Source organism: Microbacterium gubbeenense DSM 15944, assembly GCF_000422745.1.
Lineage (GTDB): Bacteria > Actinomycetota > Actinomycetes > Actinomycetales > Microbacteriaceae > Microbacterium > Microbacterium gubbeenense.
In genome coordinates this window covers 1-7676 of the sequence record NZ_AUGQ01000037.1, presented here as the reverse complement: position 1 = coordinate 7676, position 7676 = coordinate 1, and the positions used below count along the sequence as shown (strand labels likewise).

The 7676-nt window shown below is 59.0% G+C and carries 7 protein-coding genes and 3 pseudogenes; 1 reads left to right on the top strand and 9 read right to left on the bottom strand.

The window, feature by feature from the left end; genetic code table 11:
- From G510_RS18915 to G510_RS16885, 9 genes and pseudogenes are all read right to left on the bottom strand, one after another.
- Positions 1-209: pseudogene (locus G510_RS18915) on the bottom strand (IS30 family transposase); the annotation flags it as partial.
- A gap of 34 nt (positions 210-243) precedes the next feature.
- A pseudogene (locus tag G510_RS19055) lies at positions 244-846 on the bottom strand (DDE-type integrase/transposase/recombinase); the annotation flags it as partial.
- Complete coding sequence (locus G510_RS18740) at positions 843-1148, bottom strand: transposase (protein ID WP_029153911.1); 306 nt, start codon at positions 1146-1148, stop codon at positions 843-845. The gene G510_RS18740 and the pseudogene G510_RS19055, both read right to left, overlap by 4 nt.
- A gap of 100 nt (positions 1149-1248) precedes the next feature.
- Positions 1249-2373 (bottom strand): polysaccharide biosynthesis protein, encoded by a 1125-nt coding sequence (locus G510_RS18375; RefSeq protein WP_157560634.1) that lies wholly within the window; start codon positions 2371-2373, stop codon positions 1249-1251.
- A gap of 125 nt (positions 2374-2498) precedes the next feature.
- Entirely contained in the window at positions 2499-3632 is a 1134-nt protein-coding gene (locus tag G510_RS18080; RefSeq protein ID WP_084644382.1) for a glycosyltransferase, read from the bottom strand.
- A complete protein-coding gene (locus G510_RS19135) occupies positions 3625-4017 on the bottom strand; it encodes a serine O-acetyltransferase (protein ID WP_425411298.1) in 393 nt (130 codons plus the stop codon). The genes G510_RS18080 and G510_RS19135 overlap by 8 nt, the downstream gene beginning before the upstream one ends.
- A 205-nt stretch (positions 4018-4222) precedes the next feature.
- Entirely contained in the window at positions 4223-5188 is a 966-nt protein-coding gene (locus G510_RS16890) for an NAD-dependent epimerase/dehydratase family protein (RefSeq protein ID WP_036323350.1), read from the bottom strand.
- Positions 5189-5198: 10 nt separating this feature from the next.
- A complete protein-coding gene (locus G510_RS18070; RefSeq protein WP_084644379.1) occupies positions 5199-6368 on the bottom strand; it encodes a glycosyltransferase family 4 protein in 1170 nt (389 codons plus the stop codon).
- 209 nt (positions 6369-6577) lie between these two features.
- Positions 6578-7078 carry a hypothetical protein gene (locus G510_RS16885; protein ID WP_051216753.1) on the bottom strand — a complete coding sequence of 167 codons (501 nt, stop codon included), beginning with the start codon at positions 7076-7078 and terminating at the stop codon, positions 6578-6580.
- 169 nt (positions 7079-7247) lie between these two features.
- Between G510_RS16885 and G510_RS0112625 the strand changes: the two are divergent.
- A pseudogene (locus tag G510_RS0112625) lies at positions 7248-7676 on the top strand (transposase family protein); the annotation flags it as partial.

Sequence of the window (7676 nt, the reverse complement as noted above, 5' to 3'; positions counted from 1 at the left end):
GGATTCACGCCGCCAGCATTCCGGAACCAGCGATGAGCGACTGGCTCTGACACGCCCGCAGCGGCACCGGACTCTCGCGTTTTCTTCCCCTCGCCGATCGCGGCCCAGAATCGGACACGGTCCTCGCGCCACGCGACCGTCGGCCTGCCCGGCGAGACGATCTGCCCGCGATACGCGCGCACGCGCTTTTGCATGTTGCTGTAACCCATCGAACACCTCTCGCTGTCGGTGTTGCGACGACCGGTTGAATACGGCCTGGCTGCCCCGGTCAGCGTGCAGGATGCACCCGGCGACCTCACCGCGACGAGAGACGGCGTTGCGGACGGCATCGACGGCGAGCTTCGCGGTCATCCGGTCGCTGATCGAGTAGCCGACGATGCGGTTGGAGAAGACATCCTTGATCGCGCAGCAGTAAAGCTTGCCTTCGGTCGTCGTGCGGTGCTCGGTGATGTCGGTGAGCCAGACCCGGTTCGGGGCATCGGCCCGGAAGACGCGTTGCACGTGGTCGTCGAACACGGGTGGGCCGGCCTTCTTGCCCTTCCCACGTCGCCGGCGCTGCGCGGACGAGAGGATCCCGGCCTGCGAGCACAGCTTCCACGCCGTCCGCCGGCTCATCCGCCACCCCGCCCGACGGGCTTCGTCGGCAAGGTATCGATACCCGAACGTCGGGTCGTCGTGATGCGCGTCATGCAGCGCGTTGATCCGATACGCGCGGAGCACGTCCGCGTCCCGGACAGGGACGTTGCGCCACCGGTAGTAGGGCTGTCTTGCGAGCTTGAGGACCCGACACGACACCGTCACGGGAATCCCCGCTTCGGCGAGCTCAGCAACGAGCGGGTACGTCATTTTGGGGAGCCACCAAGGCGCAGGTTCGCCTGCGACAGATACGCCGCCGCACGGCGGAGGACCTCGTTCTCCTGCTCCAGCAGCCGGATCCGCTTCTTCAGCTCCCGAGCCTCGGCCGCGTCCGCCGCGGTCTGACCAGGTCGATTGCCGTCTTCGATATCGGCCTGGCGGAGCCAGTTCTGCAGGGTTGCTTCACTGATGCCGAAGTCGGTGGCGATCTGTTTGATGGTGACGCCGCTCTCGCGGCTGCGAGCGACCGCGACAACGTCTTCGCGGAACTCTCTGGGATAGGGACCGGGCATGATGACATCCTCCCCGTCAGCGCCTCCCGGCACTAACGATCAGTTGTCACCGATTCGTTCCTCACGCCCAAGATCGAGGCTAAGGAGGTTCACAGGAGCTTTATGGAGCAGAACGCTCGGCACCCATCACCGGCGGCAGCGCTCGAGCGACAAGCAGTCCGTACAGCAGAAATGACAGAGCCTGCGAAAAGAGGGTTGCTACTGGAATTCCCAGGCCGCCCCAGATCTGAAAGAAGAAATAATCCAATACAGCATTGGCTGCCAGCGTCGTAGTCGACGTCCAAAGTAACCACTTTTGGCGACGCGCGATAATTAGTAGCCGCCCAGACGCAACGACACCAATATTAAACGGTAGGGCAAACGCCAATATTATGGCCCATTGTGCGCCGGTGGCCCACTCTGCGGGCATCCAAGCACTACGACTAATAAAAAGGAGAGCGACGATCTCTAATCCGCCCAACGCTGAAGCGCCGCCTAGCAAAAGGGTGAGATCCCGACGCAACATTTTTTTCCCGTCGCACACCTTCATGGACGGTAGCCCGGCCCATGTCGCTACACGTGGAGTCAAGACGCCCAGAGTAAGGAACTGAACAACGGCGAAGAAGGCTTTATCCGCAAGTTCATAATTAGATATCCCGCCCACGACCGGGGCCAGGAAGGACCGATCGACCACGCGTGAACCCTGTGAAATCCCGGAAGAAAGCGCTTGCCACCATAGGCCTGTCACCGGCAAATTGACATTGACCTCGGGCCGCACAGGGACGACACGCAAACGTAGTGTGATTGCCACCGCTCGGAAGATCTCCCCAAGAACAAAAAATACGGCCAGGAACAACGCGCTCAAGTGAGGAAAGAGAACAATTCCTACGAGAGGAACCAGGCTTCGAAGCGATTGAAATCCGATTGCCCAAGTCGCGTATCCTTCGGCAATGAGGACACCAGACCGGACCGACGTGTAACCAGAGAGCAGCGGCGCGATCATCACGACGCAAACAACCTGGCCGAAAAATACAGCATCGCCGACACCAACGCCGTAGATGATAGCCAACACCATTCCCACGGATAGAGTGACGGGCAATGCGAATTTTAGCACCTTGGATTGATATTTACGTAGCGATCCTCGAGACGGCCTCGCATCGCGGCCAATGAGACGTCCGACCTCCGCCACAGTATTGAGCTCGATCGCGTTTCCAACAACACTGGTCAGAGTCAGTGAAATTGACATTGCGAGCAGGTAAATGTCCCCGTCTCTGACCGTCATCTGCAACGTAACGGCAAACGGAAGGAGCAACCCCGGAAGCATTGATGCAACCGCAATTAAAGGCGCAATACGTCGCGCGTATCTTCCTGTCATTCTTCTTGCCGGGAGGAACGCGTCAGTACGCGCTGGATGCTCTCAACGAGAAGATCAGTGCTGGTGCCGGGCGAGAATCGCTCAAGCCACCCCTCTTCTGCAATGGGAGGTAAAGCCATTGCCCGTTCGACCGCGTCGGCAAATCCCTCCACGTCGGCATCGATCGTGAGCTCGCCCGTTACGCCAGCAACCACCGCGTCGGCCAGCCCTAGGGCTTGTGAAGTAGCCACTGATGGCACACCGACAGCAGCGGCTTCCACCAGCACGTTTCCGAACCCCTCTGCCACCGAGGGGAGCAATACGACAGAATCCTTATCACACTCGAGAAACCATTCGTTCACCCACCCGTGGAACCGCACCGGCACCGCCGCTCGATCGGCTTCCGCTTGAACGAGTTCGCGCAAGTTTCCGTCACCAAAATAGTGGACTTCAACGTCAAGCCCACGGCCTGCGAGAATCTTCGCTACCCGTACGGCGATAACCGGGCGCTTTTGCTCCACGATCCTCGCAGGCACGGTGAGGATGACCCGATTACCCGGCTTCCGAGACGCACGACCCGATCGCCGTTCCAATGCGAGCGAAGGACTGATCTTAGCAGTAGCGGGGTTGGGTACGACCCACACGCGCTGCGGATCAATCCGATACTTAGTGATCGCTTCAGCGGCAACTGGGTGAGATATTGCGATGTAACCGTCAGTCCGGCGGTATAACAATCTTGCCAAAAAAATCTCTAGTCGGAAGGTCGCGGACACGGATCCGACAAGAACAGATTCGGCGTTGCGTCCACTAATCAGTACCTTGACGTCTCCAATACCGCGGGTAGCCGCCAACGCTAATACGTTCCAGTGTGGCATCAAGGAGATCACGGCGGCTGGACGTAGTTGTTGGATAACCCGCCGAAGACGTCGAAGCCGTGAGATGAATCCAACACTCGGTATCTCAACGACTTCAGCCCCGAGCGGGACATCTTCCTCGGTCTCAGAGTGGGTGAGCAACAACGTCACCCTAGCGCCGCGCTCGACAAGCCCGGCCGCCCACGTGCGCGCTACGAATTCGGCGCCGCCCCCGGCAAGGCTCGGGACCAAGATGGCGATATGTTTCCCCGGAAGAAAAGAGCTTTTATCAACCATTATCTTGTTCCGGAAACCACTCGGGCATCACTCGATTCGAGCCATCATTGCTGACCACCTTCGCCGGCGCGCCGGCCAGAGTCACGCCTTCGGGTGCATCTCTGGAAACCACAGAATTCGCGCCAACAGCAACCCTACTCCCAAGAGAGACTCCTCCATAAACAACAGCACCGGGAGCAATATACGCGAAGGATCCAATGTAAGGAGCTTCTCCGCGACTGATTCCGATGTTCGTTCCACAGTGAATTCTGCACCAAGCCCCGACTTTGGCGTTATCGTTCACGACTATGCTGCCGTGGTGTGCGACTGAGAGGCCCGGCCCAAAAACGCCAGGCGGTATGGATATTCCTGTTCGCACACTCAATCTCGCCAGCCGAACTCGCATTAATCCGTAAAATGGAGCCGCAATTAGTCGGTCAGAATACTTCAGAAACTCTACCAATCGAAGCACTCTTTGAAAATGCAACTCGGGGTGGCGTAGCCGCGACCACGGTCGCCACTTTCGAAGCCCGTGCGCACGCAAGTCTTGACGCAAAAAACGGCGATAATCGGAGTGCGACGATATGCGCTCCCAGCCGCTCGGGTTCGGTCTACGCATTACTGTCCCCTCGTCGCCCGAAGGTATCCCGCGCCCACGCTAACTGCATTGCCAGCCCGTCCTCGAGAGCGGTCTGCGCCCTCCAGCCCAACATTTCGAAGATGCGACTCGTACTTCCGCCTGTTTGAAGCACATCTCCAGCAACCTTCTCGCCATATCGGACGTCTAGGGGACGACCATTGAGTGCTTCGAGGAGAGTCAACACCCCATTGACTGAAATGCTCGTCCCACCCGCCACGTTGAAGATCTCACCAGGCTCTGTCTCTTCGATGGCTGCAGCGATGTTCGCTTCAACGATGTCACCGATGAAGGTGAAGTCCCTCACCTGCTCCCCGGAACCGAAGATATTGATAGGCTCCTCCAGGACTGCCGCCCGCACAAAACGAGTAAAGGCCATATCCGGCCGCTGCCGGGGTCCGTATACCGTGAAGTACCGGAGTGAAACCGTGGGGACGCCAAAGTTGGATGCGTACAGCGTACACAGATTTTCTGCTGCGAGCTTGGTAACACCGTACGGGCTGCGTGGTTGGGGCCGGTCGGTTTCGAGGGTCGGATAGCGCTCGGCGTCCCCGTATACAGAGGATGACGACGCATACACGAACTTTTTCAACGTAGAGGACTGCCGGCTCGCCTCCAAAAGTCGTTGAGTGGCATCGATATTGGCTTTCGAGTAAACGCCAAAATCCTCGCCCCAGGACTTGCGCACGCCAGGCTGCCCCGCCTGATGGAAAACCCAGTCAGCACCATCGATTAGGTGTTTTAAGGGCAGATCATTCAGATCCCCGCTAATAGACGTGAATTTTGCGTCTTTGAGGCGCGCAAGGTTACTCACCTTCAGGCTAGGGGTGTAATAGTCCGTCAGTGCGTCGACACCAACCACTTCATGGCCGAGGTTCAGTAAGCGGCGCGCGAGCGTACTACCTACAAATCCAGCCGCACCAGTAACAATAGCTTTCATGATTCTCCCGTTACGCGGTTTTCCATGTCGACAAATCGGCGTAAATGTCTTCTATTACCGCGGGTGCGGAAAAACTGTGGACAACGGCGCGGACAAGGCCCCGGTCAATCGCGGAAGATTCAATTACACGTAATGCAATATGCTTCGAATCGCGTCCCGTCACGTAACCGGTTACAGCCTCATCGACGAGTGAGCCGGTGTCCGATCCGTCAGTCACAACAGGCCGACAACCACTTGCCATAGCCTCCACTAGCACCCGGGGAAATCCTTCGTAGCCCGGGTGGGACGTCATCAAGAAGACATCGCTGCGGGCCATTAGCGTTGCTACTTCCTCCGGAGCAGTGCGTCCGTGAACGCGCAGAGCTGGCCCTACTACTTCAGCGTGCGCGCGTGTTTGCTCCAACAGCGTGCCAGAACCAACGATGTCCATCGTCCACTCCGGATCGCGGGCAGTGAGCTCCTCGAACACCGATACAGCAAGAAGCGGGTCCTTTGGAACTTCCACGCGCCCCACCCAAAGCACTTTTTTAGCAACCCGATCTGCTTCAGCGGAAATCAGCTCAGGGTCGTACCAAGTGGGAAAACCGCGTGTATTCCTGTTCCACCGCGCAACGATCTTCGCATAATCCGGGTTGAAAACAGCAATTCGCTCAGCGCGCCGAGCAACCCGCTTTTCAATTGCAGCGTGAAGAATCGCCGCACGTCGCCACACTGAGTCGGACGTCTTACCCGTCAACCCGGATTCTTGTGTGTGGATGAAGTAGGTCAGTCGGCCTTTCAATAGCATCGAAATTGCTAACGCTGTGTCGGCTCGGTGTGCCTGGACAAAAGCTGCTGACGGAACACGACGGCGATGCTTCAAGAGCCCGCCAATCAGACGCAATGCGTGCGGAATTTTCCGATTCTGATCAGCGGGATCAAGACTCACTACCGGGAGAAAATAGAACGAAGCACCTGCAGTCTCGTACTTCTCCCACTGCCCTAACTTCCTCCATGCGGGACCGACGCCGGTGTCCACGCCGATCACTGCGATACGTTGGCTATTCGACGCATATTTCAAAATCCCACGGATACACGTATCGATCCCGCCTGGCGAAGGTCGGGCTGCATCGAACTGATGAATAATTACCCTGTCGAGCTCATCGGGCTCAGACGGGCTTGGCGTGAATAAGGTTGGCATCAGTAACCCCTGAATGAAGTATCCCGCAGATCGTGGTTCGAGTGAGAATATTACGCCAATCGGGCTCTGCGATAAAGCGCGGAAAAATGGTGGCTTCACGATACCACGCGAAGATGAGTATCTGCGGAACGTCAACTACGAGGTGCCTCATGTCAAGTTGCCCGCGAATCCGGGGACGGTGCCTCAACTGAGAATGCCCGCGAAGCCGTTCAGGCCCTCCGGCGGGCCTTGACGCCCCGAGCGGTATCAGGAAGCGGAACGGTGAGGGAGGCCTCGAGGTCGAGCGTGGGGCGCTTCGCGCTCGCGGTGAGCCGGTCCTGCAACGACACGATCCTCCGCATCAGCTCGGCAGGGTTGAGCCCGTCGCGGTAAGTGGTCAGCTCGGCCTCCTGCGCCGGGGACAGGACCCCGGCGGCCCGGAGCCGCTCGAACGGTGTCCGCGGCGCGTCGTAGACGCGCGTGCGGCGCCCGGTCGGGCCGGTCTTCCAGCCGATCGGCTTCTTCGTCGGGGTGAGGAAGTTCATCCGGTCGTTCACCACCGGCCAAAGGAGATTCAGGACCATCAGCGTGTCCGGATCGTCGTAGCGCCAATGGAACGCGTGTCGGCGGACGAGGTGGTTGTTCTTCGACTCGATCGTGGCCTGATCGTTCTTCTTGTAGGGGCGCGAGCGGGTGAAGAAGATCTTCCGTCCCGCGGCCCAGTCGATCACGTCGTGATTGATGAACTCGGATCCATTGTCGAAGTCGAGATGAAGCGTCCCAGGTTTGATGGCTCTTCGTAATTAGCGGTGTAGTCGGGGTGCGCGCGGCGTTCGGCGGATAGAGGTCGAGGTCTTCCAGGATGGAAGTTCTCACACTCACCGTCCGAAAGACCTCGACATGTTCAACGCTACCTTCGCCACGCCCGATCTGACCACGTTCTGCCGTCTCGATGAGCTCGGTTTGCAAGCTGTCGGGCAGCGACTGGAACCAGCGCGGGCGGTGATCGAGTGCCGGGTGGTCGAACCGGACCCGTGGTGTCGCAAGTGCGGAACCGAGGGAGTGCCGCGCGATACTCTGACCCGCAGATTGGCGCACGAGCCGTTCGGGCACCGGCCGACGACGCTGTTGGTGCGAGTGCGCCGCTACCGATGCGCGTATTGTCGACGCACCTGGCGGCAGGACACCACGCAGGCTGCGCCCGCGAGGGCGAAGATCTCGCGTGGTGGACTCGATTGGGCGCTGGGTGCCATCATTGTCGATCACCTGACCATCTCTCGGGCTGCGGCCGGTCTCGGAGTGTCGTGGCACACCGCGAACAACGCGATC